A 24,905-nucleotide genomic window follows, 5' to 3' on the forward strand; every position below is an offset into this window, starting at 1 on the left:
GGATTGACTGATGCTGAAAAAATGGTTTATCGCGCTGTGCGTCGGGCTGGTGTGCTTGCCGGCGGCGGCGGAGCGCATCCGCGATCTGGTGACGGTGCAGGGCGTGCGAGACAACGCCCTGATCGGCTACGGCCTGGTGGTGGGGCTGGACGGCTCCGGCGACCAGACCATGCAGACGCCGTTCACCACCCAAAGCCTGAGCAACATGCTGTCGCAGCTGGGCATCACCGTACCGCCGGGCACCAACATGCAGCTGAAAAACGTGGCGGCGGTGATGGTGACCGCCAAACTGCCGCCGTTCTCACGCGCCGGGCAGAACATCGACGTGGTGGTTTCCTCGATGGGCAACGCCAAGAGCCTGCGTGGCGGCACCCTGCTGATGACGCCGCTGAAAGGCGTGGATAACCAGGTTTATGCGCTGGCGCAGGGCAACGTGCTGGTGGGCGGCGCAGGCGCGGCGGCCGGCGGCAGCAGCGTGCAGGTCAACCAGCTGGCGGGCGGGCGCATCAGCAACGGCGCCACCATCGAACGCGAGCTGCCGACCACCTTCGGCAGCGGCGGCGTGCTCAACCTGCAGCTGAACGACGAAGATTTCACGCTGGCACAGCAGATCAGCGACGCCATCAACCGCCAACGCGGCGGCGGCACCGCGACGCCGCTCGACGCCCGTACCATCCAGGTGCTGGTGCCGCAGGGCAACAGTTCTCAGGTGCGCTTCCTGGCGGAAATTCAAAACATTACCGTCAACGTCGGGGCGATGGACGCCAAAGTGATCATCAACTCGCGCACCGGTTCGGTGGTGATGAACCGCGACGTGATCCTCGATTCCTGCGCCGTCGCCCAGGGCAACCTGTCGGTGGTGGTCGATCGGCAAAATACCGTCAGCCAGCCGACGACGCCGTTCGGCGGCGGCCAGACGGTAGTGACGCCAAACACCCAGATCTCGATGCAGCAGCAGGGTGGGTCGTTGCAGAAGGTGAACGCCAGCGCCAACCTGAACAACGTGATCCGCGCGCTGAACGCGCTGGGCGCCACGCCGATCGATTTGATGTCGATCCTGCAGGCGATGCAGAGCGCCGGCTGCCTGCGCGCCAAGCTGGAAATCATCTGATGGCCGGCGATCTGATGGCGATGTCGGGCGCGGCCTACGACGCCCAGGCGCTGAACGGCCTGAAGCGCGACGCGGCGGCCGACCCGCAGGGCAACCTCAAGCAGGTGGCGCAGCAGGTGGAAGGCATGTTCGTGCAGATGATGCTGAAAAGCATGCGTTCTGCCTTGCCGCAGGACGGGGTGTTGAGCAGCGATCAAACGCGGCTCTATACCTCGATGTACGACCAGCAAATCGCCCAGCAGATGTCGCAAAAAGGGCTGGGGCTGGCCGACATGATGGTCAAGCAGATGAGCAACGCCAATACGGTGCCGAGCGAAACGGCGGGTCTGTCGCCGATGGCGCTGGACAACGAGGTGCTGCAAACGCTGCCGAACCAGGCGCTGGAGCAGATGGTGCGCCGCGCGATGCCGAAGGCGCCGCCGGCCACGGCGCCGCTGTCGCTCAATAACGGCAACTTCGTCGCCCGCCTGTCGATCCCGGCGAAGGTCGCCAGCCAGCAGAGCGGCATTCCGCATCAGCTGATCGTCGCGCAGGCGGCGCTGGAGTCCGGCTGGGGGCAGCGCGAGATCCCGACCTCGGATGGCACGCCGAGCTACAACCTGTTCGGCATCAAGGCCGGCGGCAGCTGGAGCGGGCCGGTGACGGAAATCACCACCACCGAGTTCGAACAGGGTGCGGCGAAGAAGGTAAAGGCGAAGTTCCGCGTCTACGGTTCGTATGTCGAAGCGATCGCCGATTACGTCAAGCTGCTGACCAACAACCCGCGCTACGCCGACGTGGCCGCTGCGCGCAGCCCGGAGCAGGCGGCGCATGCGTTGCAACGCGCCGGCTACGCCACCGACCCGCAGTACGCCAGCAAACTGGTCAGCGTGATTCAGCAAATGAAGAACGCAGGGGAACAGGCGGTCAAGGCCTACACCCACGATCTGAAAGATTTGTTTTAACCCTCGGGCGCAGCGTATTGCGCCCATTTTTTTCCTCAAGTTCTTCTCATTTTTGCCGATAACCGAGACAGGCTGAGCGAACAGGCTCAGCAGCTCAATTAGAACCCTGTGGGCCACCGGCGCCGCAGCATAAGGAATTCCGATGTCCAATAGCTTAATCAATACCGCGATGAGCGGGCTGAATGCGGCTCAGGTGGCGCTCAGTACCGTCAGCAACAACATCTCCAACTACAACGTGGCGGGCTACAACCGCCAGACCGCGATCCTGGCGCAGAACGGCGGCATGGCCACCATGAATGGCTTCATCGGCAACGGCGTGACCGTCACCAGCGTCAACCGCGAGTACAACCAGTTCATCACCAACCAGCTGCGCGGCGCACAAAGCGCGTTTGGCGCGCAAAATGCCTATTACGAGAAGATTTCTCAGATAGACAACCTGTTGGCGAGCAAAACCAACCCGCTGTCGACCAACATGCAGGATTTCTTCACCAACCTGCAGAACCTGGTGAGCAACGCCGGTGACGATGCCGCGCGCCAGACGGTGCTGGGCAAGGCCAACGGCCTGGTGAACCAGTTCAACAATACCGACAAATTCCTGCGCGACATGGATAACGGCGTCAACCAGCAAATCAGCGATACGGCGCAGCAGATCAACAGCTACAGCCAACAGATCGCCAAGCTGAACGACGAGATCACCCGTCTGCGCGGCAGCGCCGGCGGCGAACCGAATGCGTTGCTGGATCAGCGCGATCAGCTGGTCACCGAGCTGAACCAGCTGGTGGGCGTACAGGTCACGCAGCAGGACGGCGACGCCTACACCGTCTCCTTCGCCAACGGTTTGACCCTGGTGCAGGGCAGCAACACCTATCAGGTGGAAGCGATGCCTTCCAGCAGCGATCCTTCCCGTCTGACCATCGGTTATAACCGCGGCAACGGCGCCAGCGAAGTACCGGAAGGCCAGATCACCAGCGGCAGCCTGAGCGGCGTGCTGAAATTCCGCAGCGAAACGCTGGACGGCGTGCGCAATCAGCTGGGCCAGTTGGCGCTGGCGATGGCGGACAGCTTCAACCAGCAACATCGCGCCGGTTTCGACCTGAACGGCGACGCGGGTGGTGACTTCTTCAGCTTCAGCGGCGGCCGGGTGGTGGATAACACCCGCAACACCGGCGACGCTTCGTTGTCGGTTGCTTACACCGATACCGGCAAGGTGAAGGCCAACGATTATCGCGTTGAGTTCGATGGCAGCAACTGGCAGGTCAGCCGCCTGCCGGACAACGTGAAAGTCAACGCCACGCCGGGCACCAGCGCGGACGGCAAACCGACGCTGAACTTCGACGGGTTGGAAGTGAGCATCGACGGCAATGCGCAGGCCAAAGACAGCTTCACCGTGAAGCCGGTCAGCGACGTGGCGGGCAACCTGAAAGTGGCCATCACCGATTCGTCCAAGATCGCTGCCGCCGGTAAAGACGACAGCGGCCGCGGCGATAACGAAAACGCCAAGAAGCTGCTGGATCTGCAGACCAAAAACCTGGTGGACGGCAAGGCGACCCTGAGCGGCGCTTACGCCGGCATCGTCAGCGGCGTCGGTAACCAGACCGCTGCCGCCAAGGCCATTGCCACCTCGCAAGCCAAGATCGTGACGCAGCTGGGCGAGCAACAGCAGTCGATGTCCGGCGTCAACCTCGACGAAGAGTACGGTGAGCTGCTGCGTTTCCAGCAGTACTACATGGCCAACGCGCAGGTGATTCAGACCGCCAGCTCGCTGTTCGACGCGCTGCTGAATATTCGTTGATTTCATTGTTAACCGGCGCCGACAGCGGTGCCGGTCGCTCAGAGTAAGGAACCCACAGCATGCGTATGAGCACCAGCATGATGTACCAACAGAACATGAACGGCATCACGGGCAACCAGTCGCTGTTCATGAAGGCCGCCGAGCAGCTTGCGACCGGCAAGCGGGTGATCAACCCGTCCGACGATCCGCTGGCGGCGTCGCGCGCGGTGATGTTGTCGCAGTCGCAGGCGGAAAACAACCAGTACACGCTGGCGCGTACCTTTGCCCGCCAAAATGTGTCGATGGAAGAGACGGTTCTCGCCGGCGCGACCACCACCATTTCGGACATGAAGGCGCTGATCGTCAGTGCCGGCAGCACCGAAAGCGACAACGACCGCCAGTCGCTGGCGACTCAGTTGCAGGGGCTGAAAGATCAGCTGTTGAACCAGGCCAACAGCACCGATGGCAACGGCCGCTATATGTTCGGCGGGTATGTGAACGACAAGGCGCCGTTCGTCGATAACGGCGGCACCGTCAGCTACCAGGGCGGCGACAAAGCGGTACAGCAGAAGGTGGACGCCAACCGCACCATGACCATCGGCCATACCGGCAATGCGGTGTTCATGTCGTTGACCAGCAATCCGAAGCCCGAGCCGGACGGCAGTGCGCCGGTCAGCAACGTGTTCGAGAGCATCGATATCGCGCTGAACGCGCTGAAAACGCCGTTGCAGGGTGCCGACGAGGCCACCAAGCAGCAGGTGAACGACGCGCTGGCGAAAGCCAACCGCGGTCTGGACAACTCCTACAACAACGTGCTGAGCGTGCGTGCCGAGCTGGGCAGCCAGCTGCAAGAGATGGATCAGCTGGACAGCATCGGTAAAGAGCGCGACATGACCAACCAGATCCAGATGAGCGCGTTGACGGATGCCGACCTGGCCGAGTCTATCTCGTCTTACTTTATGCAGCAGACGGCGCTGCAGGCGTCGTATAAAACCTTCAGCGATATGCAGGGCATGTCGTTGTTCCAGATGAATCGTTAAGAGCAAGATCCCGTTGCCCGATCGCGACGGGTTTCCCTTTGGTGCGCTTAGAAAACGTCCCCTCCGCTCGCGGGGGGGAAGGCTTCTTGAAACCGGGCGCACTCGTTTGGCGCGTCACTCGTTCTCCCACTACTGACCGAGCGGCGCGCCTTTTTTTCATCAAGAAAGAAATAATAAGATTGTCACCCGTATTTAATGCGCAACGGCATAATTGAATTACCGGTGGGAAAATCGTGAGGGGATATTATTTCCCTGATGATAAATGGCGATGTTATTTCTTTTTCTTCACCACTTTCCATTTTCCCCCATCGCTGGTCTCGGTGAAGGAAACTCTAAACTTGTTGCTTTTCCAGTGGGTCAAACCGAATAATCGGCGTGCCTTGCGGTTGCTTTTCGCTTTAATCATGATCTCGCTCCTGTGGTTAGCAAAGGTCGATGCTGCGCCCTGCAGCCGGCAGGCTGCCGGACGCATTTATTCAGGGTGTAAGTTATCTGTCGCGCATTTAACTCTGCGCGACTGCGTTATTTTTTATTTTCGCTGAGGAGTAAGCGTTTTTATCGCCGCCGATGGCTAATGGGGAGGCGATGTTTTCTTGTTACCGTGTCTATTCTAGGTCGGGGTTTTATTTATTCAAGCCGCCGGAGACATTTGAACCTTAATCCGGATAAAAGGCGTTTCTCAGGCTTTTGTCCCAATAAAACGGTTTTATTGCCATTTTGTCTCAGGCAAAAGGGGGAGAAGGAAGGAGGAGGCGGATTCAGAAGGTCATGCCGCCGATCACCGCCGCCAGACGATCGAATATCTCACCGAACAGATGCTCGCAGAATGGCGCCAGCATCGGCATCATCATGCCCAGCGTCATGATGCCGAAGGTCATGGTGACCGGGAAGCCGATCACGAACACCGACAGCTGCGGCGTCATGCGGTTGAGCAAGCCGAGCGCCATGTTCAGCGTCAATAGCAGGCAGATCAGCGGCAGCGCCAGCATCATGCCGTTGATGAAGATCAGCGAGCCGACCTGGGTCAATACCAGGAAACCGTTGCCGTTCAGCGGCTGCGTTTGGATAGGCAGGGTGTGGAAACTGTCCGCCAGCAGCGAAATCAGCCACAGATGGCCGTTGAAGCTAAGGAACAGCAGCATCGCCAGCAGGTTGAGCAGGCGCGCCAGCACCGGCATGTTCGGGCCGCCGCTGGGATCGAAGAAGGTAGCGAACGACAGGCCCATCTGCATGCCGATCACTTCGCCCGCCAGGCGCACCGCCGCGAAGGCGAACTGCATGGTCAGGCCCAGGGCCACGCCGATCAGAATCTGTTGAATCGCCAGCCACAGGCCGGCGGCGGAGAAGATCGGGATATTGCTGGCGGGCAGCGTCGGTGCGATCAGGATAACGATCAGCCCGCCAAGGCCGACTTTGACCTTCTTGCTGATTTGCTTTTCGCTGAATATCGGTGCGGTGCTGATCAGCGCCAGAATGCGCAGCAGCGGCCAAAAATAGTGGCTGAGCCAGACGGTGAGCTGGGCGCTGTCAAAGGTGAGCACGGTCAGCCGATCAGGGTAGGCAGGTTGCTGAACAGGGTGCGCATGTAGTCCAGCAACAGGTTCAGCATCCAGGGACCGGCGATGATGATGGTGGCCACCACCGCCAGAATTTTTGGAATGAACGACAGCGTCATTTCGTTGATCTGGGTGGCGGCCTGCAACAGGCTGACCACCAGGCCGCTGATCAGCGCCGCCAGCAGCAGCGGGGCGGCCAGCGCCAGCGCCACTTTCATCGCTTCGGTGCCTAACGCCATAACCGATTCGGGTGTCATCTCGCTTTCTTCTCCGGGCAGGGGTTACGAATAGAAGCTCTGTGCCAGCGAGCCGAGCAACAGCTGCCAGCCATCGACCAGCACGAACAGCATCAGCTTGAACGGCAGCGAGATGGTGGCCGGCGGCACCATCATCATCCCCAGCGCCATCAGCACGCTGGCGACCACCAGATCGATAATCAGGAACGGAATGAACACCGTAAAGCCGATCTGGAAGGCGGTTTTCAGTTCGCTGGTGACGTAGGCGGGCAGCAGGATGCGCATCGGTACCGCCTCCGGGCCGGCCAGCGGCGGCTGATTGGCCAGCCTGGCGTACAGCGCCAGATCGGTTTCACGCGTTTGGCGCAGCATAAATTCGCGCAGCGGCTGAGAACCTTTATCCAGGGCGACCTCCAGCCCGATCTTGTCCTGGCTGAACGGCAGGTAGGCGTCCTGATAGACCTTGTCGAACACCGGCGACATGATGAAGAAGGTCAGGAACAGCGTCAGCCCCAGCATCACCTGGTTCGGCGGCGCGGACGGCGTGCCCAGCGCGTTGCGCAGCAGCCCGAGCACGATGATGATGCGGGTGAAGCTGGTCATCATCAGCAGCATGGCGGGCAGGAAGGTGAGTGAGGTCAACAGCACCAGCGTCTGCACCGGCAGCGACCAGCTTTGGCCGCCGTTGGCCAGCGGCTGGCTGATCAGCCCCGGCAGTTGCGCCAAAGCCGCCGGGCTGACGAACAGCAGGGCGGCAGGGAGCCAAACCGCCGGACGGCGGACGAGGGTATGAAGAGTCGAGGTCATGCCGATTTTTCCGGGCGTTTCAGAACTTTTTGCATCAGTTGGCGGAAGTCCGCCGGCGTCGCCGCGTCGGCCGCCGCGGCGTCTTTCGGCGGCGCGGGCAGGGTATGCAGCGGGGTGATCTGCTGGGCGGTGACGCCCAATACCAGCAAGGTATCGTCGACTTCCACCACCACCACGCGCTCGCGCTGCCCGACCTGGCAACTGGCGCGCAGGTTGAGCAGCTTGTTGTTGCGCGCCTGCGGGGCGAAGCCCAGCCGGCGGAACAGCCAACCGGCCAGCAGGATCAGCAGCAGAATGCCGCCGAGTGCGCTGCTGACCTGCATCAACACCGAACCGGCCGGCAAGGCCGGCGCGGTAGGGGGTTGGGTGCTTTGGACGGTAACGGGCGCAGGGGCGGTCATCAGCGGCTCAGGCGACGCATGCGTTCGGACGGGGTGATGATGTCGGTGATGCGCACGCCGAACTTGTCGGCCACCACCACCACTTCACCTTGTGCGATCAGGTAACCGTTGATCAGGATATCCAGCGGCTCGCCGGCCAGGCCGTCCAGTGCGACCACCGAGCCTTGCGACAGGCGCAGCAGCTCTTTGATGGTCATCTTGGTGCGCCCCAGTTCCACGGTCAGCTTGACCGGAATATCCAGGATCAGGTCGATATCCTGCAGGCTGCCGAGCGCATCCTGAGCTTCCAGCGACTTGAACACCCCTTCGGTGCTCGCGCCGGATTTCTCTGAAGACTGCTGCTCGTTAAACGCATCAGCCCACAGATCGTCTACGGATTCCTTTCCTTCGCCAGACGGTTGCTTAGGATCACTCATTGGGCTGTTCCTCACTCAGAGCATTCAAAATAGGGTTAATCAAATGTTCAACACGCAGGGCATATTGCCCGTTCAACGTGCCGTATTGGCTGGTCAGAACCGGTACGCCGTCCACGTGGGCGATCAGGCGTTCCGGCTTGTCTATCGGTAATACATCGCCCGGCTGCAGCTTCAGGACTTTCGACAGCCGCATCGGGATATCGACGAAGTTGGCGATCAGCTCCAGCTCGGAGTGCTGCACCTGTTTCACCAGCGTTTCGCGCCAGTGGCTGTCTTCCTGCCGCGAGTTTTCCAGCGGCGGGTTGGTCAGCAGTTCACGCAGCGGTTCGATCATCGCGAACGGAATGCAGATGTTGAACTCGCCGGTCAGCGCGCCGATCTCCACCTGGAACGGCGTGGTGACCACGATGTCGTTCGGCGAGGTGGTGATGTTGGTGAATTTCACCTGCATTTCGGCGCGCACGTACTCTACGTCGATCTTGTAGATGGCGCTCCAGGCGTCGCCGTAGGCGTCCAGCGCCAGGCGCAGCATGCGCTTGATCACCCGCTGTTCGGTCGGGGTGAACTCGCGGCCTTCGACCTTGGTCGGGAAGCGGCCGTCGCCGCCAAACAGGTTGTCGACGGCGATGAACACCAGGCTCGGCGCGAACACGAACAGGGCGGTGCCACGCAGCGGGTTCAAATGCACCAGGTTCAGGTTGGTCGGCACCGGCAGGTTGCGGGCGAACTCGTGATACGGCTGGATTTTGATCGGGCCGACGGTAATGTCCGGGCTGCGGCGCAGCAGGTTGAACAGCCCCATGCGGAACTGCCGGGCAAAACGTTCGTTGATGATTTCCAGCGCGTGCAGACGCTCGCGCACCACGCGGCGCTGGGTGTTTGGATCGTAAGGCTTGACCTCGCTCTCTTTGCCGACTATCGCTTCGGGTTCATCACCCGCGCTGTCGCCGTTGAGCAAGGCGTCGATCTCTGCCTGTGAAAGAATGCTGTCGCCCATAGTGATTACCGCAGTATGAAGGCGGTGAACAGCACGTCGCTGACCACCTGCTTCGGTTGTCCCTTAACCAGCGGCGGGCTGAGCACGTCCTTAATCTGCGCCACCAACTGTTGCTTCCCTTGTTCATTGGCCAGCTGGCTCGCTTCCTGACGGGAAAGCAGCATCAGCAGACGGCTGCGCACTTCCGGCAGAAAATCGTTCAGCTGACGACGGGTACTTTCGTCCGGCAGACGCAGCGTGAGGCCGATGTACAGCACGCGATCCGGGTTGTTGTCCGGCGTCACCAGGTTGACGGTAAAGGTGTCGAGCGGCATGAACACCGGCGCGGCCGGCGGTTTCTCTTTGGCGGCGGCCGGTTCGGCGCCGTTTTTATGCTGTTGCAGCAGCCACCAGCTGTAGCCCGCGGCGCCACAGGCGACGACGCTGATCAACACCAGCAGGATGACCAGAAGGGGGCGTTTCGGTGCTGCCGGAAGGGAGTTCTGAGACATAGCCAAATCTAATTCCTGTTGTTCCACCCGCGGCCGGCGAGGCGGCGGGCATGGCGCGCGGCAAGGCCGCACGCATGACATGTAAAGGTATTATCGCGTCTATTGCGGCGTGCAATAGCCTGAATAGACGCGCAAATGGGTGCCAGCTTGGGCGTTTGCAGCGGCTCAGGCGAAAATATCGACGCCGTTGGCCGCATTGGCCATGCGCTGCAGCGCTACCGGTGCACTGATGCCGTCGTCGGCCGCGCCGTCACCGCCATGATGTTCAGCATAGCTGGAACGGCCCTGGCCGTTGGCGGCCTGCTGTTGCGCCTGCTGCTGCCATTGCGGGGTGGACTCGCCGCCCACGCTGCTCTGCCCCAGGTTGATACCGCTCTCTGCCAGCGCGTGGCGCAGCTGCGGCATTGCCGCTTCCACCGCCGCGCGCACCTGGCCGTGAGCGGAGGCGATGTGCAGCTGCGCCTGCTGATCGTCCAGTTTCAGCGTGATCTGCAAGGCACCCAGCTCCTGCGGATGCAGGCGCAGTTCGGCGCTCTGTTGGCCGTTGCGGTGGAACATCAGCACCTGTTGGTTCAACGCCTGCTGCCACTCCGGGCTGCCCAGCTGCGCGTTGAGCTGCGGCGCAGGCGGTGCGCTCACCAGTGCGCTGGCCGGTGCGGCCGTTTGCGTCGGGCTGGCGGCGGCCAGAGCAACGGCGTGATTGAGCGTCGGCTGCGTCTGCGTCTGAGTCTGAGCCTGCGCCTCACTCGCCGGCAGCGGCTGCGCCGCGCTTGCGCGTTCGCCGGTGGTCGGCTGCGGGAGCGCCGCTGTTGCCTTGTCACCGTCGGTGGCCGGTGCTTTCGCGCTGGCTACCGACGGGGCTGATGGGGCAGACGGAGCCGCGGCGGTGATATCACCGGCCGCCGCGATGTTCAGCAGGCGGTTGCCGGGCTGCAGCGTCGCCGCATCATCAGCGGTTGCCACCGGCAGCGGTTGTTTCCCGTCGGCCGGTTGAGCCTGGGCGACGATCGCGGCCGGGAGCATGGCGTACAGCGCCTGCAGCGTTGCGGCATCCAGCTCTTTGGCGGCGACGATCGGCGGTTGCACCGGCTTATCGTCGGCGGCGGGCGCATCGCCCTCGATGCCTTCAGGTGAAAGCGTATCGGCGGAGGCTGTCTGGCCCGGCAGCAGGCCGCCGCGCTCGCCGAAGGTGGCCAGCAGTTGATTGAGCTGGTTGCGGCTCAGGGCCGGGGCGCGTTCCTCGTCCGCGCTCAGCGCGACCGGCGGCTGTTTGCCGTCGGCGGCGGGCGCGAAACGGGCGCCGAGCAGCTGGGCGAAAGCGGACGACAGCTGGCTCTCATCCAGCGCCGACGTCAGTTCGGCCAGGCCGCCGGCGTCGCCGGGTAAGACCAGGCCGGGCAGGGCGTTCAGATTCATGGGTTGATATTCCTTTGTGCACTGCGTTGAGCGAACTCATCCATCAGTTTTTGATCCCGTTTGTTCTCCTGCTGCTGCTCCGCCGTCATGGCGCGGGTATGCAGGGTCTCGAAAGCGTTCAGCCGCTGTTGTTTGTCTTGCCATTGCTTCACCGCATGATCCACTTTCTGCCCCCACTGCAGCAGCTGCTGGCGGTGCTGGTCGATGGCCTGCTCCAGCGTGCCGATAAACTGCTGGTAGTTTTGCCAGCGTGAGCTATCCATGCCGTCGCAGAGCGTATGATTCAGCTTCTGGCGGTATTCGTCCTGATAGTTGAGCAGCATCGACAGCTGTTGCTCTGCCGCCTGCTGCGCCTGTCGTACCTGGCCCAGCTGTTGCGCGGCCTGTTCCACCGCATCCTGCGCCAGATCGCGCAGGGTAATCAGGGGTGACTGTGATTTCATCGCTCTGCGCCTCTGTGACGTTAAACAATCAACTGCTGCAGCTGTTGACAGGCTTCATCATAGCCGCTGCGTTCAAAGATGCCCTGTTGCAGGTACGCTTCCATCTGCGGATACAGCGTCATCGCTTTGTCCAGCAGCGGATCGCTGCCCGCCGCGTAGGCGCCGACGCTGATCAGATCGCGGTTGCGCTGATAGCTGGCCAACATCTGTTTGAAGGTGCGCACCCGGCGATAATGCTCTTCGTCGATCAGCGACGTCATGGCGCGGCTGATTGACGCTTCGATGTCGATCGCCGGGTAGTGGCCGGCCTCCGCCAGGCGCCGCGACAGCACCACGTGGCCGTCGAGGATCGCGCGCGCCGAGTCGGCGATCGGATCTTGCTGATCGTCCCCTTCGGTCAACACGGTGTAGAAGGCGGTGATGGAGCCGCCGCCGCTGATGCCGTTGCCCGCGCGTTCCACCAGCGCAGGCAGCTTGGCGAAGACCGACGGCGGATAGCCTTTGGTCGCCGGCGGTTCGCCGATGGCCAGGGCGATCTCACGCTGCGCCATGGCGTAGCGGGTGAGAGAATCCATGATCAGCAACACGTGCTGCCCGCGATCGCGGAAATCTTCGGCGATGCGGGTGGCGTAGGCCGCCCCCTGCATGCGCAGCAGCGGCGACACGTCCGCCGGCGCGGCGATCACTACCGAACGCGCCCGGCCTTCGGCGCCGAGAATGTTCTCGATAAAGTCTTTGACCTCGCGGCCGCGCTCGCCGATCAGGCCAACGACGATCACGTCCGCCTGGGTATAACGGGCCATCATGCCGAGCAGCACGCTCTTGCCGACGCCGGAGCCGGCGAACAGGCCCATACGCTGGCCGCGACCGACGGTCAGCAGGCCGTTGATGGTGCGTACCCCCACGTCCAGCACCTGCTCGATCGGCGTGCGCTGCAAGGGGTTGAACGGCGCGGTGATCAGCGGCGCGCGGTAACCGGTTTCCGGTGAAGGCAGACCGTCGAGCGGTTTGGCGCTGCCGTCCAGCACGCGCCCCAACAGGGCCGGGCCGAGCGGCAGCTGTTTGCCGGCGCTTTGGCCTTCGGGCGCGATGCGGGCGTAAACCCGCGCGCCCGGCACGATGCCTTCCACTTCTTCCAGCGGCATCAGGAACAGACGCTGGCCGTTGAAGCCGACCACTTCGCTTTCCACTTCCTGCACCTCACCGGCGTCGTGCCGTTCGATGAGGCAGGTGGCACCGAGCGGCAGCTGCAGGCCGGTGGCCTCCAGCACCAGCCCGGTAGCGCGGGTCAGGCGACCGTAGCGGCGCACCGTCGGCGCGCGCGCGATGCGCTTTTCCAGCGTATCCAGAGAGCTCAGCCAGCGGCCGAGACGCGCGGTCATCAGACTTCTCCCGGTGCCGCCAGGCGGCACAGTTCATGCCAGCGCGTCGCCAGGCTAGCGTCGAGATCGCCTTCCTCGGCGCTGACCTTGCAACCGCCCGGATGCAGTTCGCCGTCCGCCAGCAGGCGCCAGCCGTGCAGGCTGAGGGTGACCCCCAACTGCTGCTCGACGCGCGGGTAGTCGTCCGGGTGTACCCGCAGCTGCGGTTTGCCGTTGAACATCGGTTCCTGCTGGATCAGCTGTTGGATCTGCGCGAGCAGGGCGGTGCCGTCGCACACCGGCGGTTGGCCCAGCACCTGTTTGGCGGCGGTCAGCGCCAGCTGCATCAGCCGCGAAGCGATCACGCTGTCGAGCGCGTCCAGCGTGTGCTGGAATTCGGCGACCAGCTGCTGCCAGTGGGCGGTCAGCGGCTGCTGCTGCTGCTGCGCTTCCAGCAGCCCCTGCTGACGGCCTTCCTCCAGCCCGGACTGAAAACCGGCCTCATAGCCTTTTTGCTGGCCGTCGGCATAGCCCAATTGCTGGCCCTGTTGCTCCGCCTGCAGGCGCAGCGCCGCCAACTGCTGCTGCAACTCGGCCTGCGCGTCAGGCGACGGATCGTCGAGACTGAGATCCGGCAGCGGCGGCAGTTCAATCGCCGGTGTCTGTTCCCCCAAATCGTTGAGCGACCAGGGTTGCCAGGGCAGGGCGTTAATGCGATCAGACATAGGTGTCCTCGCCGCCGCCGATGATCATTTCGCCGCTTTCCGCCAGGCGTCTTACCACCAGCAGGATGGCTTTCTGTTCGTTCTCCACCTGCGACATGCGCACCGGCCCACGGTTGGCCAGATCGTCGCGCAGAATGTCGGCGGCGCGTTGAGACATGTTCTTGAGGAACTTCTCGCGCAGCGGCTGTTCGGCGCCTTTCAACGCGATCAGCAGCGACTCGCCTTCCACGTCCTGCAGCAGGCGTTGGATACTGCGGTCGTCGACTTCCACCAGGTTTTCGAACAGGAACATCTCGTCGATGATCTTCTGCGCCAGCTCGCCGTCGTATTCGCGCATCGCGTCGATGACCGCTTCTTCCTGCTGGGTTTTCATCAGGTTGATGATCTCGGCGGCGGTGCGCACCCCGCCCATTTTGCTGCGCTTGAGGTTCTGGCCGTCGAGCAGGTTGTTCAGCACTTCGGTCAGCTCCGCCAGCGCCGCCGGCTGCACGCCGCCGAAGGTGGCGATACGCAGCATCACGTCGTTGCGCAGGCGTTCGTCGAACAGGGCCAGGATATCCGCCGCCTGGCCGCGTTTGAGGTGCACCAGAATGGTGGCGATGATCTGCGGGTGTTCGTCGCGGATCAGATCGGCAGCGCTCTGCGGCTCCATAAAGTTGAGCGTTTCCATGCCGGTGGTGGTCTCGCGGGATTCGAGAATGTCTTCCAGCAGGCTGGCGGCGCGTTCTTCACCCAGCGCCTTGACCAACACCGAACGCAGGTAGTCGCTGGCGTTGACGCTCAGCGCCGCGTATTGCTCGGCATCGTCTTCAAACTCGGTCAGTATTTCGCCGAGCTGTTTGTGCGACACCTGGCTCATGCCGGCCATGGTGCCGCTCAGCAGCTGTACTTCGCGCGAGGAGAGGTGTTTGAACACCTCCGCCGCGCGATCTTCACCCAGCGTCATCAGCAGGATGGCGCTTTTGTCGGTTCCGGTCAGGCTCATATCTCGTTACTCATCCATTGGCGGATTACCAGAGCGACCACGCGCGGGTCTTTGTCAGCCAGATCGCGGATCCGCTGGCTCTGGACTTCTGCGCTGACGCGCTGCTGCGATTTACGACGTTGCGCCAGCTCCTCGTTGCTCGGTTTGCTGCTGTCGACCGCTTTAGCCGCAGGGGCGTTGGCGCTGGCGATAGCGGCCTGTTGCGCCGCCTGGCGCTGTTGCAGCTGCGGCCGCACTAGTTTGCGCCACAGCAGCCAGGCAACCAGCAGCACCAGCAGATAGCGGCCCGCGTCGATCAGACGATCGATAAACGACTGGCTTTGCCAGAACGGCAGTTCGCCACCGGTCACCTGGCTGTCGGTAAACGGCGTGTTGACCACGTTCAGAGTGTCGCCACGGCTGCTGGAATAGCCCATCGCCTCACGCACCAGCGCTTCGATCTGCGCCAGCTGCTCTTTGCTCATCGGCTGCGGTTTGCCGTCTTTATCCACGCCGAGGTAGTTGACCACCACGGCGACCGACAGACGTTGCACGGTGCCAGCCTTTTGCTGGGTGTGGCGAATAGTGCGGTCGAGCTCGTAGTTGGTGGTCGCGTCGCGACGGGTGTTCTGCGGAACGCCGGCGGCCGCCGCGCTGCGGGTGGTCGCGGTGTTTTGCGTGGCCGCGTTGGCGTTGGCATTATTGCCTGCCGCAGCGGCCGGCTTGGCGGTCTCTATCGGCGCGGTGGCCGGCGCGCTCGGCTGATTGGACAGCGCGCCCGGCACGCCGCCGACCTGCGGCCCACCGATCTGCTCGCTCAGGCTGGTTTGCTGAGAGCGGATAGCGGCTTTGTCCGGCTGCTGGTTTGGTTGGTACTGTTCGTCGGTCTGCTCGCGGGTGGCGAAGTCGATCTGCGCCGTGACCTGCGCACGCACGTTGGCGCTGCCGACTACCGGGGCGAGGATCGCTTCGATGCGGCGCTGGAAACCGTTTTCCACTTCGTTGGCGTATTTCAGCTGCGAAGCGTTGAGATCGCGCCCGGTGCCGTCGGACTGCGTCAGCAGGCGGCCGGCCTGATCGACCACGGTCACGTTGCCCGGCGGCAGGCCGGCGACGCTGCTCGACACCATATAAACGATGGCGTTGATCTGGCCATCGTCCAGCGCACGGCCGGGTTGCAGGGTCAGCGTTACCGACGCGGAAGGGGATTTTTGTTCGCGTACGAACAGCGAAGGTTTGGGCAGCGCCAGGTGGACGCGGGCGTTTTGCACCGGCCCCAGCGACTCGATAGTGCGCGACAGCTCGCCTTCGAGGGCGCGCTGATAGTTGATCTGCTCGCTGAACTGGCTGATGCCGAATTTTTCCTGGTCCAGCAGTTCGAAGCCGACGGCACCGCCTTTCGGCAGCCCTTGCTGCGCCAGGCGCAGACGGGTTTCATGCACCTTTTCTGCCGGGATCAGCAGCGCTGCGCCATTCTCGGCAAAGCGGTAAGGGATATTCATCTGCGTCAGCTGGGTGACGATGGCACCACCGTCGCGATCGTTCAGGTTGCTGTACAGCACGCGGTAGTCGGGACTTTTCACCCACAACAGCAGTGCGACGACGATGGCGATCGCGGCGGAAGCGGCAACCAGCAACGGAATTTTCGGGTTGGCGCGCAGACGATTCCAGATGGCCTGCAGGCCGTTGTCGCGGCTTTCGCCGGCGGTTATCGAAGCACTCATTTTAGGTCGCGTCCTTCAATGGCGCTCACGATCCCGTACGGGCCGCTGAGCAGCTCCCTGCCAGGCTGATGAACGGTATGGTTAGCGTTGTGTGACAAAACAGACTCCCTGATACACATATCTTCTAAATAGCGGCGCTCCCATTTCTGGGCAGGCCATTATTCGCCTGTTCAGACAATTCTGATTGACCGATAAGCCGGGTTTTTTGCAGTTAATTAGCCGCTTTAGTCTGAAAAACGCTGTGTTAGGGTGTGCATCATTGGAGAAATGCAGGGCGAAACTTCGTCCAGCGAGACGAGACGATTGAGGACCAGATGGCGATTCAGGGCATTGAAGGGGTGCTGCAGCAGATGCAGACCATGGCGGTTCAGGCCGGCAAAATGGGGCAAAATTCGGCGCCGCAGGGCGTCAGCTTCGCCAGCGAACTGACCGCGGCGCTCGGCAAGATCAGCGAGACCCAGCAAACGGCGCGCAAACAGGCGCAGGACTTCGAGCTGGGTGTGCCGGGCATCAGCCTGAACGATGTGATGGTCGATCTGCAGAAATCGTCGGTGTCGTTGCAGTTGGGCGTACAGGTGCGCAACAAACTGGTGGCGGCCTACCAGGACATCATGAATATGCCGGTGTGATGCTCGGCCTGTGTCGCCTGTCAGAGCCGGGTCCGTCGCCAAAAGCGACGGATCTCGACGGCCAGCAGGAGGGCAAAAGGGCCGATGACCAGCAGTATCAGCAGCATCGAACAGGCCTCAACCCGCCAATTCCGCGATGCGCGCGTGGGCGTTCGCCAGCCCCTGAGCGAGGCCGTGCGGTTTCATATCCAGCCCTTCGGCATAGATAAATTGCACGTCGCCGATCCCCATCAGCCCCAGCACCGAGCGCAGGTAGGGCGTCACGGCGTCGGTTGGCTGGCCGGCGTGTACGCCGCCACGTGAACTGAACACCAGCGCATTGACGCCTTTCACCAGCCCGACCGGGTAGCTGGCGGTATAGTTGAACGTCACCCGGGCGCGCGCCACCAGATCGAACCAGTTTTTCAACGGGGTCGGCACGTTAAGGTTGTACATCGGCGCCCCGATCAGCAGCAGATCGCTCTCTTTCAGCTCGGCAACCAGTCGATCCGAAAGCGCCACCGCCGCCATGACGCGTTGGCTGGTGTTTTCCGCACCGCGCAGCGCAGCGAACAGCTCGCCGTCCAATACCGGCAGATCCAACGCCGTCAGATCGTGTTCGACGATCCGGTCTTCGTATCCTTTGGCCCGCCGTTCCGCCAGATAGCGGTCAATCAGGTTATTGGTCTGCGAGTCGTTTCCCATAATGCTGGATTTGAGCACCAGTATTTTTTTCATGCGGTTGTCCTCTGACGGTCATCTGTGGCTTTCACCGGGGATCCCGGAATGACGGCAGGTTATCATTGCTTAATGCTCATCAGTGGTGATAGGTTTTCACTTTATTGATTCCATTATGGAAACATTAAGATGAAAAGCGATCTCAGCGCGCTGCCGGCTTTTGTTGCCGTGGCGGAAGGGGGCAGCTTTGCCGCCGCGGCCGAAAAACTGCATCTGACCCGCTCTGCGGTCAGCAAAATCGTGTCGCGCCTGGAGGCGCGGCTCGGCGTGATGCTGTTTATGCGCACCACGCGCAGCCTGAGCCTGACGGATGAAGGGGCGCTGTACTACGAACACTGTCGGCAGGCGTTGGCGGGCATCCAGACGGCGGAACACCAGCTGGACAGCGGCAAGATGCGGGTCAGTGGGCGGCTCAGGGTCTCGGTGCCGGTGTTGTTCGGCCATCTGTGCATTGCGCCCTTGCTGACGGCGCTGGCGCATGAGCACCCGTTGCTGACGCTGGAAATCTCGTTCAGCGACCGCAGGATCGATCTGATCGACGAGGGATTCGATCTGGCGATACGTATCGGCGAACTGACAGACAGCGGCAGCCTGGTGGCCCGACGCCTGGGCGAACATGGCATGCTCCTGTGCGCCTCACCCGACTACCTGCAGCGCTGCGGCGAACCACGCTCGGTGGACGCGTTAAGCCGACATCAGGCGGTGGGCTATCTGCGCGCCGGCGTCGTGCTGGCCTGGCAACTTCGCGACGAAAACGGCGAGCTGCGGTCGTTCAGGCCTCCGGCCAAGATGATGATGGATGATATGCAGGGGATCGTCGACGCCGTTGCCGCCGGCGCCGGCATTGCCTGGCTGCCGGAGTGGTTGGTACGCGATCGGCTGATGGCGGGGACGCTGAAAGAGGTGATGCGCGGTAAGTCCAATCTCCGTTTTCCGGTGAACGCCGTGTGGCCCTCTATGCCTTACCAGCCGCTCAAGCTGCGGCTGGCGGTGGACAAACTGCTGGCGGAGCTGCCGGGAAAATTGGCGTTCATCGCAGAGTCGGCGCGCAAATAGGGAAAGGGTGGCTTAATCAGCCGAACAGAGCGAGAAAAGTCGCGTTGTCATACATATTGAGTGGGCGTAACCCGATTATTATGGCCTGATTAGTAAGGTTATTATTAGGGGCGTGCCAATGAGCAGGAAAAGTGAGTCCAGATGGCGCCTGGTCAGTATTTTTATGCTGGCTTTTTTAGCCGTATTAATTGGCGTTGTGGTTAAATTGGGCTGAAGTCTGACCAGGTGATAAAAAACCTGGCCGTTTTATTGTGCGGCCAGTAAACGCATCATGTCTTCTTCATACAGCAATGCTAACAGCCACAGTCCCAACAACATTATTGCCAGAGAAAATAATCGCTTTTCATTACGCATCGCTTAATTCGCTTTTCGGCGGATGGACGTTGCGTAGCCTATCTCAGCGTTGTTACAACTGTTAGGTATTTGTGCCAAATAAAGCCATTTTGTTGCGCGTTTATTTATGTTCCTCCGGCGGCCAGCGTTTCGATGCCCTGGAGGCCGGGTTCCATAATCCTTTGGTGGCCGCGAATGGCGGTTGGTGCGAAGCCGAAGCGTTTACGAAAACGTTCGGCGAAACGCGAGGCGCTTTCATAACCGACATGTTGCGCAATGGCGGAGATTGGCCAGTCGGTCGATTGCAGCAGGGCCAGCGCGCTGCTCATGCGCACGTCGATCATCAGGTTGCGCAACGCGGTGTTTTCCATCGACAGTTTGCGGCGCAGCATCACTTCACTCATCGACAGGCTTTCCGCGACTTTGGCCGCCGTCCAGATGCTGTGCGGATCGGTCGCCAGGCAGCGGCGCACGCGCTGCGTCAGATCCTTGGCTTCGTTGTGGATGAAACGAATGCCGAACTGGGCCAGCCACAGCAGAATTTCCAGCATTTTGTGACGCACGATGATGGTGGGAAAACGCTGCCGGAGCGCCAGCGCCAGACTGGTGGTCTCAAAACTGTGCTTCAGGGCGCAGGGCAGGTTGCGCAGCGCCAGAACGGCATCGAACGGCATCGGCGCCGGCGTTTCCTCGGCCGGAGGCTGGATATTCAGCAACAGTGGGTCACAGGTCAGCAACTGGCAGCTGAACACACCTTCTTTGGATGGGCCGTTAATAATGTCCACCGTCTGTCCCCCGTCGATAATCAACAGTTCGCCGGGATGAGCCACCACTTCATGTTGTTGCCAGCGTACGCGCTTATGGCCTTGTTGTATCAGATACAGATGTGGTTGCTCAAAATAGACTGAAGGGAATAATAATTCAGTATGCTGAATGATGTGCGCTGAGGCGCCAATTCCTGGACAGAGATTAATTGTACGTTCCATCGATATTCATTTCGCAGCCATTATCTGAGAATATCTTTACGCTTTGATCAGCGTTGGAGCAACATTTTTCCATGGGCTGTGAAACACAGCGGCGTGTTTTATCTATCAAAAATCAATTTCCTGCTGAACAGAAAACGTCCGTGTCGGGATGATGTTTATCCATTAAGGTGAGAGCCAAGCTCGAAGCGCGCATTTTACTAATTACCCATAAACTGAATAATTCAAATGCCATAGATTAATATCCTAACGTAACCCGAGAGTAATAGCGCATAGTGCTATTTAATCCATTTTCGTCAGTATTGTCGATCTTATCGGACCTGTGGTTCCCCCAACAGCAACGCGCGGTCATGAAATTGGCCGTAGGTATTGTTGACCACGTTTTGACGCGTGGACTGTTCGATCAGCGTTTTCAGCTCATCCATGCGCTGTTGTAACAGGCGTTTTAGCTCGGTTTCGTTGTCGAGGATCTGTTGCAGCTTGTTGCGCAACATCTCCTGCAATGCCATCGACGGGCCGGCCTGGCCGGTAAAGGCGGCGGTTTTCTCCACCGCCGTCACGTAGGCGAATTCCAGCTCGACGAGCTCTTCCCAGCGCCCGGTTTGCGCCAGTGCGATCATCTGGCTGCTCAGACTGTAAATTTGTTGATAGGCGGCTAACAGCTGCTGTTGACGTTCCATTACACGGCGTCCTGCGAAGGTTGGTAGTTGGGGCCGATCTGGCGCCAGGCGTCGGCGATGTTTTCCAGCAGCTTGACCACTTCGGCGATCGCCGCTTCGTCGTTGTGCAGGTTGGCCTGCATCAGTCGACGCTTCATATAGTCATACAATGCCGCCAGATTTTCGGCGATCTCGCCACCTTGTTGAGGGTCGAGGCCGCTTTTCAGACCGTTGTCGATGATGTTGATGGCTTTGGACAGCGCCATGCCCTTGCCGGCGATATCGCCCTGGTTCATCAGGATGCGTGCGCGAAGCAGGGCGCTGAGCGCCCCGTCGAACAGCATCACGATTAACTGGTGCGGGCTGGCGCTCATCGCGCCGCTTTCCAGACTGACCTGTGCATAGGCCTGAGTGCCGCTTCGGTTATACATGCTGTTTCTTTACCTGTTAAGGAGTTACTTGAACTGTTGGGTCAAATAGTTACTGGTGCCGTTCATTTTCGACATCATGGTATCCAACTGAACGAACTGCTGCTTGTAACGGTCGATGGTGTTTTGAATGCTGGCCGTGACCGTAGTGATCTGGCTGTTCAGGCGATCGAGGTTGGTATTGATGCTCTTGGTCGAGTTCTCGATGATGCCGCCGGATTTGATGTAATTTTGGATCTCGTTGTGGATCTCGGTGGCCATGCCGGTGTCTTTGCCGTTGCCGACGAAGAAATTGCTGACCTGATCCGGTTTTTCATCCAGCGCTTTTTTCAGCTTGGTGCTGTCGATTTCCAGCTTGCCGGTTTTGGTGTTGGTGGAAATACCCAGGTTGCCCAGGCCTTTCAACTCCGGGTTGTCCTGGGCGGCGCTCAGGGCGCTTTTGATCGAAGACTGAATACCGCGCAGGGTGTTGTCGCCCAGCAGCGGACCGTTGCTGGGGTTTGGCGCTTCGCCGCTTTTAACCGGGGTGAATTTGGTCAGCGAATTGAAGGTGTCCAACAACGAGTTATAGCCGTCGACCCACTCTTTTATTTTGTCGGTGGTGCCGGCGGTGTTGGTGCTGATTACCAGGTTTTGTTTTTCATCAGGTTTGGTTTTGGTTTTCAGATCGATGGTGACGCCCTGCAAGGCATCGCTGATCGAGTTGGTGCTGCGTTTAATTTCCGTGCCGTTCACCACCAGTTCCGCATCTTGTGGCTCTACCGTTTGCTTCATGGCGGTGGCGGTGCCGCGGGTGGCTTTGTAGTTCAGGATATCGCCCAGTTTGTCGTCATTGTCGACCTGGAGGGAAATCTTGTTGTTCTCGCCGGTGGAGGAGGAGCTGACCGCCAGCTGATAATCGTTGTCGCCGACGCGCATGATGCTGGCGGTGACGCCGGCCTTGGCACCGTTGATGGCGTCGCGCAGTTCCACCAAGGAGGTTTGATCGTCGCTGAGCGGGATCTTGGTCTCTTTCGGCGGATTGCCGGCGGTGATGGTCAGGGAACGGTCAGTCGCGCCGTCGGTGCCTAACTTGGCGGTCTGCTCGCTGATGGGCGCCTGGGTGGTCAGCGTTTGCGCCTGCGCCAGATTCTTCACTTCCACCACGTAGTTGCCCGGTACCGCCTTGGCGTTGGTGGTGATCTTGAAGGCATCGTGTTCGGTGGCGGTGGTGGCCTTGAAGAAGTCCTCTTTCGCCATCTCTTTGCTGAGATTGTCGAATTTTTCCAGTGCGCCTTTCAGCGTGCCGTAACCGGTCAACTGGGCGTTATAGCTGGATTGTTTGGTGGTGTAAGGGGTCAGGCGCTGTTGTTCCGCTTTGGTCAGCTTGTCCAGCAAACCGTTGAGGTCGAGTCCTGAGCCGAGACCTAATGAACTGATCGTTGCCATTGGTAATTCTCCTTGATAATGACTTTATACGCTTTACGCGTTATCGGCCCAATGGTGAAAAAGTTTACCGAAAAAAACAAAAAAGCGATGGCGCAATAGAGGAGGGAAAAAACGCGTTATTTCCGCCATTGCCGCAAGCGCAAAAAATTTTAAAAAATTGCTAAAGGTTGTTAGGGGAGGGCCGATACCTGAGGGGACGGTGGTTGACGCCGTGGGCAAACAAGCCCGAACCTTTTAACTGTGTTGCGAAGAACGCAACTGACTCGTAAGGAAAGCAAACAATGGCACAAGTAATCAACACTAACAGCCTGTCTCTGATGGCGCAGAACAACCTGAACAAATCTCAGTCTTCTCTGGGTACTGCGATTGAGCGTCTGTCTTCCGGTCTGCGTATCAACAGCGCGAAAGATGACGCTGCGGGTCAGGCGATCTCTAACCGTTTCACCGCTAACATCAAAGGTCTGACTCAGGCTTCTCGCAACGCCAACGACGGTATCTCTCTGGCGCAGACCACTGAAGGCGCACTGAACGAAGTTAACGACAACCTGCAGAACATCCGTCGTCTGACCGTACAGGCTCAGAACGGTTCTAACTCCAGCAGCGACCTGAAATCCATCCAGGACGAAATCACTCAGCGTCTGTCTGAAATCAACCGCATCTCCGAGCAGACTGACTTCAACGGCGTGAAAGTGCTGAGCAGCGATCAGAAACTGACCATCCAGGTTGGCGCTAACGACGGTGAAACCATCGATATCGACCTGAAAAAAATCGACGCTAAGCAACTGGGTCTGGATACCTTCAACGTGACCGACAAAGGTCCATCTGTTGGTGCAGCCGTGACTAACGGTACCGTTGTTAAAGCTGACAGCGGCGCGGATGTTACTTATGATCCAACCAAATCCACCCTGGCAGCAGGTAAAGAGCTGGTTGCTGGTAAAGATAAAGACGGTAAAGCGGTTAACTACGTGCAGACCACCGCAACTGACGGCACCAAAACCTACAAAGAAGCAAAAATCAGTGATGCAGGCGTTGTAACCGAAGGCGCTGACGTTACCATCAAAAACCCACTGGATACCCTGGACAAAGCGCTGGCACAGGTTGACGGCCTGCGTTCTTCCCTGGGTGCGGTACAGAACCGTTTCGATTCTGTTATCAACAACCTGAACAGCACCGTTAACAACCTGGCTGCTTCTCAGTCTCGTATCCAGGATGCTGACTACGCGACCGAAGTGTCCAACATGAGCCGTGCCAACATCCTGCAACAGGCTGGCACCTCTGTTCTGGCACAGGCTAACCAGTCTACTCAGAACGTCCTGTCCCTGCTGCGTTAATCGTCTCTCCCGATTAACTGTCGCAAAGAAACCCCGCCTCGGCGGGGTTTTTTTATGCTCGCGCACCGCGCGGTGATTACATGGCATAAATAAAGCCCGTTTTGTGCGACTGTTCAGCCGATTGGCATTCCTCCCCCTACGCATAATAGCGCTGACTCTCTTATCCGCAGGTTTAAGACATAGTGAGCGATCTGTATACCGCCGAAGGCGTGATGGACAAAAATTCTCTCTGGCTGCGCTACGTCCCGTTAGTGCGCCACGAGGCGTTGCGCCTGCAGGTCAGGCTGCCCGCCAGCGTGGAGCTTGACGATTTGCTGCAGGCGGGGGGAATCGGGCTGTTGAACGCCGTTGAGCGTTATGACGCCCTACAGGGAACCGCCTTTACCACCTATGCGGTGCAGCGCATCCGCGGCGCGATGCTCGACGAGCTGCGCAGCCGCGACTGGGTGCCGCGCAGCGTGCGGCGCCATGCGCGCGAGGTTGCACAGGTGATGCGGCAATTGGAACAGCGTCACGGCCGCCCGGCGAGCGAGACGGAAGTGGCGCAGACGCTGAATATCTCACTGGATGAGTACCGTCAAATTCTGTTGGACACCAATAACAGCCAGCTTTTCTCCTACGACGAATGGCGCGAGGAGCATGGCGAGAACGCGGAACCGATGCTGGAAGGGCATGAAGAGGCCAACCCGCTGCATCACCTGTTGGAAGGCAGCCTGCGCCAGCGAGTGATCGACGCCATCGAGGCGTTGCCGGAGCGCGAAAAAATGGTGCTGACGCTGTATTACCAGGAAGAGTTGAATCTCAAAGAGATCGGCGCCGTGCTGGACGTCGGGGAATCCCGGGTCAGTCAACTGCACAGCCAGGCGATCAAACGGCTGCGCGCGCGGCTGGCGAACGATACCTGACGGCGGCTGCCGCCCCCCAACTCGATGACACAT

Annotated in this window: 27 protein-coding genes; 8 read left to right on the forward strand and 19 right to left on the reverse strand. The window is 60.3% G+C overall.

Annotation, left to right across the window (positions count from 1 at the left end; genetic code table 11):
- Positions 1 to 10: 10 nt before the first annotated feature.
- The 4 genes from M6G53_RS03225 to flgL all read left to right on the forward strand — a co-directional run bounded on the left by M6G53_RS03225 (position 11) and on the right by flgL (position 4,866).
- Positions 11 to 1,111, forward strand: coding sequence for a flagellar basal body P-ring protein FlgI (locus M6G53_RS03225; protein ID WP_253328867.1), 1,101 nt, complete (start codon positions 11 to 13; stop codon positions 1,109 to 1,111).
- Complete coding sequence (flgJ, locus tag M6G53_RS03230) at positions 1,111 to 2,055, forward strand: flagellar assembly peptidoglycan hydrolase FlgJ (protein ID WP_253328869.1); 945 nt, start codon at positions 1,111 to 1,113, stop codon at positions 2,053 to 2,055. The genes M6G53_RS03225 and flgJ overlap by 1 nt, the downstream gene beginning before the upstream one ends.
- Before the next feature lie 142 nt (positions 2,056 to 2,197).
- Entirely contained in the window at positions 2,198 to 3,847 is a 1,650-nt protein-coding gene (gene flgK / locus M6G53_RS03235; RefSeq protein ID WP_253328871.1) for a flagellar hook-associated protein FlgK, read from the forward strand.
- 59 nt (positions 3,848 to 3,906) lie between these two features.
- Positions 3,907 to 4,866: a flagellar hook-associated protein FlgL gene (flgL, locus tag M6G53_RS03240; protein WP_253328873.1), complete on the forward strand. Its 960-nt coding sequence runs from the start codon at positions 3,907 to 3,909 to the stop codon at positions 4,864 to 4,866.
- A 271-nt stretch (positions 4,867 to 5,137) separates the two neighbouring features.
- Here the strand turns inward: flgL and sra are convergent, their stop codons facing one another.
- From sra to fliF, 14 genes are all read right to left on the reverse strand, one after another.
- Complete coding sequence (sra, locus tag M6G53_RS03245; RefSeq protein ID WP_013813483.1) at positions 5,138 to 5,272, reverse strand: stationary-phase-induced ribosome-associated protein; 135 nt, start codon at positions 5,270 to 5,272, stop codon at positions 5,138 to 5,140.
- Positions 5,273 to 5,624: 352 nt separating this feature from the next.
- Positions 5,625 to 6,407, reverse strand: coding sequence for a flagellar biosynthetic protein FliR (gene fliR / locus M6G53_RS03250; RefSeq protein WP_253328875.1), 783 nt, complete (start codon positions 6,405 to 6,407; stop codon positions 5,625 to 5,627).
- Positions 6,408 to 6,409: 2 nt separating this feature from the next.
- Positions 6,410 to 6,679 carry a flagellar biosynthesis protein FliQ gene (fliQ, locus tag M6G53_RS03255; RefSeq protein ID WP_004934803.1) on the reverse strand — a complete coding sequence of 90 codons (270 nt, stop codon included), beginning with the start codon at positions 6,677 to 6,679 and terminating at the stop codon, positions 6,410 to 6,412.
- 24 nt (positions 6,680 to 6,703) lie between these two features.
- On the reverse strand, positions 6,704 to 7,465 hold the full coding sequence (fliP, locus tag M6G53_RS03260) for a flagellar type III secretion system pore protein FliP (protein ID WP_253328878.1): 762 nt from the start codon (positions 7,463 to 7,465) through the stop codon (positions 6,704 to 6,706).
- On the reverse strand, positions 7,462 to 7,866 hold the full coding sequence (gene fliO / locus M6G53_RS03265; protein WP_253328880.1) for a flagellar biosynthetic protein FliO: 405 nt from the start codon (positions 7,864 to 7,866) through the stop codon (positions 7,462 to 7,464). Before fliO ends, fliP begins: the two co-directional genes overlap by 4 nt.
- Positions 7,866 to 8,282 (reverse strand): flagellar motor switch protein FliN, encoded by a 417-nt coding sequence (gene fliN / locus M6G53_RS03270; RefSeq protein WP_004934799.1) that lies wholly within the window; start codon positions 8,280 to 8,282, stop codon positions 7,866 to 7,868. The genes fliO and fliN overlap by 1 nt, the downstream gene beginning before the upstream one ends.
- The gene (gene fliM / locus M6G53_RS03275) at positions 8,275 to 9,279 is read right to left on the reverse strand and encodes a flagellar motor switch protein FliM (protein WP_025303254.1); all 1,005 of its coding nucleotides are present in this window, start codon (positions 9,277 to 9,279) and stop codon (positions 8,275 to 8,277) included. The genes fliN and fliM overlap by 8 nt, the downstream gene beginning before the upstream one ends.
- Positions 9,280 to 9,284: 5 nt before the next feature.
- Positions 9,285 to 9,770, reverse strand: coding sequence for a flagellar basal body-associated protein FliL (gene fliL / locus M6G53_RS03280; protein ID WP_253328882.1), 486 nt, complete (start codon positions 9,768 to 9,770; stop codon positions 9,285 to 9,287).
- A 165-nt stretch (positions 9,771 to 9,935) separates the two neighbouring features.
- The gene (locus M6G53_RS03285; RefSeq protein ID WP_253328884.1) at positions 9,936 to 11,186 is read right to left on the reverse strand and encodes a flagellar hook-length control protein FliK; all 1,251 of its coding nucleotides are present in this window, start codon (positions 11,184 to 11,186) and stop codon (positions 9,936 to 9,938) included.
- Positions 11,183 to 11,629 (reverse strand): flagellar export protein FliJ, encoded by a 447-nt coding sequence (gene fliJ, locus M6G53_RS03290; RefSeq protein ID WP_033634978.1) that lies wholly within the window; start codon positions 11,627 to 11,629, stop codon positions 11,183 to 11,185. Before fliJ ends, M6G53_RS03285 begins: the two co-directional genes overlap by 4 nt.
- 20 nt (positions 11,630 to 11,649) lie before the next feature.
- Positions 11,650 to 13,011, reverse strand: a complete 1,362-nt coding sequence (gene fliI, locus M6G53_RS03295) for a flagellar protein export ATPase FliI (RefSeq protein ID WP_004934781.1) — start codon at positions 13,009 to 13,011, stop codon at positions 11,650 to 11,652.
- Positions 13,011 to 13,715, reverse strand: a complete 705-nt coding sequence (fliH, locus tag M6G53_RS03300; protein WP_253328886.1) for a flagellar assembly protein FliH — start codon at positions 13,713 to 13,715, stop codon at positions 13,011 to 13,013. The genes fliI and fliH overlap by 1 nt, the downstream gene beginning before the upstream one ends.
- Positions 13,708 to 14,700, reverse strand: a complete 993-nt coding sequence (gene fliG / locus M6G53_RS03305) for a flagellar motor switch protein FliG (RefSeq protein ID WP_253328888.1) — start codon at positions 14,698 to 14,700, stop codon at positions 13,708 to 13,710. The genes fliH and fliG overlap by 8 nt, the downstream gene beginning before the upstream one ends.
- On the reverse strand, positions 14,697 to 16,403 hold the full coding sequence (gene fliF, locus M6G53_RS03310; RefSeq protein WP_253328890.1) for a flagellar basal-body MS-ring/collar protein FliF: 1,707 nt from the start codon (positions 16,401 to 16,403) through the stop codon (positions 14,697 to 14,699). The genes fliG and fliF overlap by 4 nt, the downstream gene beginning before the upstream one ends.
- 314 nt (positions 16,404 to 16,717) lie before the next feature.
- Between fliF and fliE the strand changes: the two genes are divergently transcribed.
- A complete protein-coding gene (gene fliE, locus M6G53_RS03315) occupies positions 16,718 to 17,032 on the forward strand; it encodes a flagellar hook-basal body complex protein FliE (protein WP_253328891.1) in 315 nt (104 codons plus the stop codon).
- A gap of 117 nt (positions 17,033 to 17,149) precedes the next feature.
- On the opposite strand, the gene M6G53_RS03320 is transcribed toward fliE, so the two are convergent.
- Positions 17,150 to 17,749 (reverse strand): FMN-dependent NADH-azoreductase, encoded by a 600-nt coding sequence (locus M6G53_RS03320; protein ID WP_253328893.1) that lies wholly within the window; start codon positions 17,747 to 17,749, stop codon positions 17,150 to 17,152.
- A gap of 129 nt (positions 17,750 to 17,878) precedes the next feature.
- Here M6G53_RS03320 and M6G53_RS03325 point away from each other — a divergent pair, with 129 nt between their 5' ends.
- Positions 17,879 to 18,805 carry a LysR family transcriptional regulator gene (locus tag M6G53_RS03325; RefSeq protein ID WP_253328895.1) on the forward strand — a complete coding sequence of 309 codons (927 nt, stop codon included), beginning with the start codon at positions 17,879 to 17,881 and terminating at the stop codon, positions 18,803 to 18,805.
- A gap of 458 nt (positions 18,806 to 19,263) precedes the next feature.
- On the opposite strand, the gene M6G53_RS03330 is transcribed toward M6G53_RS03325, so the two are convergent.
- The 4 genes from M6G53_RS03330 to fliD all read right to left on the reverse strand — a co-directional run bounded on the left by M6G53_RS03330 (position 19,264) and on the right by fliD (position 22,636).
- Positions 19,264 to 20,124 carry a helix-turn-helix transcriptional regulator gene (locus M6G53_RS03330; protein WP_253328897.1) on the reverse strand — a complete coding sequence of 287 codons (861 nt, stop codon included), beginning with the start codon at positions 20,122 to 20,124 and terminating at the stop codon, positions 19,264 to 19,266.
- Between the two features lie 308 nt (positions 20,125 to 20,432).
- Complete coding sequence (fliT, locus tag M6G53_RS03335; protein WP_038876898.1) at positions 20,433 to 20,801, reverse strand: flagella biosynthesis regulatory protein FliT; 369 nt, start codon at positions 20,799 to 20,801, stop codon at positions 20,433 to 20,435.
- Entirely contained in the window at positions 20,801 to 21,211 is a 411-nt protein-coding gene (gene fliS, locus M6G53_RS03340; RefSeq protein WP_004934758.1) for a flagellar export chaperone FliS, read from the reverse strand. The genes fliT and fliS overlap by 1 nt, the downstream gene beginning before the upstream one ends.
- Before the next feature lie 24 nt (positions 21,212 to 21,235).
- Positions 21,236 to 22,636 (reverse strand): flagellar filament capping protein FliD, encoded by a 1,401-nt coding sequence (fliD, locus tag M6G53_RS03345; protein WP_253328899.1) that lies wholly within the window; start codon positions 22,634 to 22,636, stop codon positions 21,236 to 21,238.
- A gap of 281 nt (positions 22,637 to 22,917) precedes the next feature.
- Here fliD and M6G53_RS03350 point away from each other — a divergent pair, with 281 nt between their 5' ends.
- Both M6G53_RS03350 and M6G53_RS03355 read left to right on the forward strand, forming a co-directional pair.
- Complete coding sequence (locus tag M6G53_RS03350; RefSeq protein WP_253328901.1) at positions 22,918 to 23,967, forward strand: flagellin N-terminal helical domain-containing protein; 1,050 nt, start codon at positions 22,918 to 22,920, stop codon at positions 23,965 to 23,967.
- Positions 23,968 to 24,149: 182 nt separating this feature from the next.
- On the forward strand, positions 24,150 to 24,872 hold the full coding sequence (locus M6G53_RS03355; protein WP_253328903.1) for an RNA polymerase sigma factor FliA: 723 nt from the start codon (positions 24,150 to 24,152) through the stop codon (positions 24,870 to 24,872).
- Positions 24,873 to 24,905 lie beyond the last annotated feature (33 nt).

It is taken from the genome of Serratia nevei (assembly GCF_024160145.1).
Classification (GTDB): Bacteria; Pseudomonadota; Gammaproteobacteria; order Enterobacterales; family Enterobacteriaceae; genus Serratia; species Serratia nevei_A.

Excerpts from the sequence above, each read along its gene's own strand:
- M6G53_RS03330 (WP_253328897.1), bottom strand. The coding sequence starts at position 20,124 with ATGGAACGTACAATTAATCTCTGTCCAGGAATTGGCGCCTCAGCGCAC.
- fliM (WP_025303254.1), bottom strand. The coding sequence starts at position 9,279 with ATGGGCGACAGCATTCTTTCACAGGCAGAGATCGACGCCTTGCTCAAC.
- flgL (WP_253328873.1), top strand. The coding sequence starts at position 3,907 with ATGCGTATGAGCACCAGCATGATGTACCAACAGAACATGAACGGCATC.
- fliQ (WP_004934803.1), bottom strand. The coding sequence starts at position 6,679 with ATGACACCCGAATCGGTTATGGCGTTAGGCACCGAAGCGATGAAAGTG.
- fliI (WP_004934781.1), bottom strand. The coding sequence starts at position 13,011 with ATGACCGCGCGTCTCGGCCGCTGGCTGAGCTCTCTGGATACGCTGGAA.
- M6G53_RS03350 (WP_253328901.1), top strand. The coding sequence starts at position 22,918 with ATGGCACAAGTAATCAACACTAACAGCCTGTCTCTGATGGCGCAGAAC.
- fliL (WP_253328882.1), bottom strand. The coding sequence starts at position 9,770 with ATGTCTCAGAACTCCCTTCCGGCAGCACCGAAACGCCCCCTTCTGGTC.
- flgJ (WP_253328869.1), top strand. The coding sequence starts at position 1,111 with ATGGCCGGCGATCTGATGGCGATGTCGGGCGCGGCCTACGACGCCCAG.
- M6G53_RS03225 (WP_253328867.1), top strand. The coding sequence starts at position 11 with ATGCTGAAAAAATGGTTTATCGCGCTGTGCGTCGGGCTGGTGTGCTTG.
- M6G53_RS03320 (WP_253328893.1), bottom strand. The coding sequence starts at position 17,749 with ATGAAAAAAATACTGGTGCTCAAATCCAGCATTATGGGAAACGACTCG.
- M6G53_RS03285 (WP_253328884.1), bottom strand. The coding sequence starts at position 11,186 with ATGAATCTGAACGCCCTGCCCGGCCTGGTCTTACCCGGCGACGCCGGC.
- fliT (WP_038876898.1), bottom strand. The coding sequence starts at position 20,801 with ATGGAACGTCAACAGCAGCTGTTAGCCGCCTATCAACAAATTTACAGT.
- flgK (WP_253328871.1), top strand. The coding sequence starts at position 2,198 with ATGTCCAATAGCTTAATCAATACCGCGATGAGCGGGCTGAATGCGGCT.
- M6G53_RS03325 (WP_253328895.1), top strand. The coding sequence starts at position 17,879 with ATGAAAAGCGATCTCAGCGCGCTGCCGGCTTTTGTTGCCGTGGCGGAA.
- fliH (WP_253328886.1), bottom strand. The coding sequence starts at position 13,715 with ATGTCTGATCGCATTAACGCCCTGCCCTGGCAACCCTGGTCGCTCAAC.
- fliS (WP_004934758.1), bottom strand. The coding sequence starts at position 21,211 with ATGTATAACCGAAGCGGCACTCAGGCCTATGCACAGGTCAGTCTGGAA.
- fliJ (WP_033634978.1), bottom strand. The coding sequence starts at position 11,629 with ATGAAATCACAGTCACCCCTGATTACCCTGCGCGATCTGGCGCAGGAT.
- fliD (WP_253328899.1), bottom strand. The coding sequence starts at position 22,636 with ATGGCAACGATCAGTTCATTAGGTCTCGGCTCAGGACTCGACCTCAAC.
- sra (WP_013813483.1), bottom strand. The coding sequence starts at position 5,272 with ATGATTAAAGCGAAAAGCAACCGCAAGGCACGCCGATTATTCGGTTTG.
- fliO (WP_253328880.1), bottom strand. The coding sequence starts at position 7,866 with ATGACCGCCCCTGCGCCCGTTACCGTCCAAAGCACCCAACCCCCTACC.
- fliE (WP_253328891.1), top strand. The coding sequence starts at position 16,718 with ATGGCGATTCAGGGCATTGAAGGGGTGCTGCAGCAGATGCAGACCATG.
- fliP (WP_253328878.1), bottom strand. The coding sequence starts at position 7,465 with ATGACCTCGACTCTTCATACCCTCGTCCGCCGTCCGGCGGTTTGGCTC.
- fliF (WP_253328890.1), bottom strand. The coding sequence starts at position 16,403 with ATGAGTGCTTCGATAACCGCCGGCGAAAGCCGCGACAACGGCCTGCAG.
- fliG (WP_253328888.1), bottom strand. The coding sequence starts at position 14,700 with ATGAGCCTGACCGGAACCGACAAAAGCGCCATCCTGCTGATGACGCTG.
- fliN (WP_004934799.1), bottom strand. The coding sequence starts at position 8,282 with ATGAGTGATCCTAAGCAACCGTCTGGCGAAGGAAAGGAATCCGTAGAC.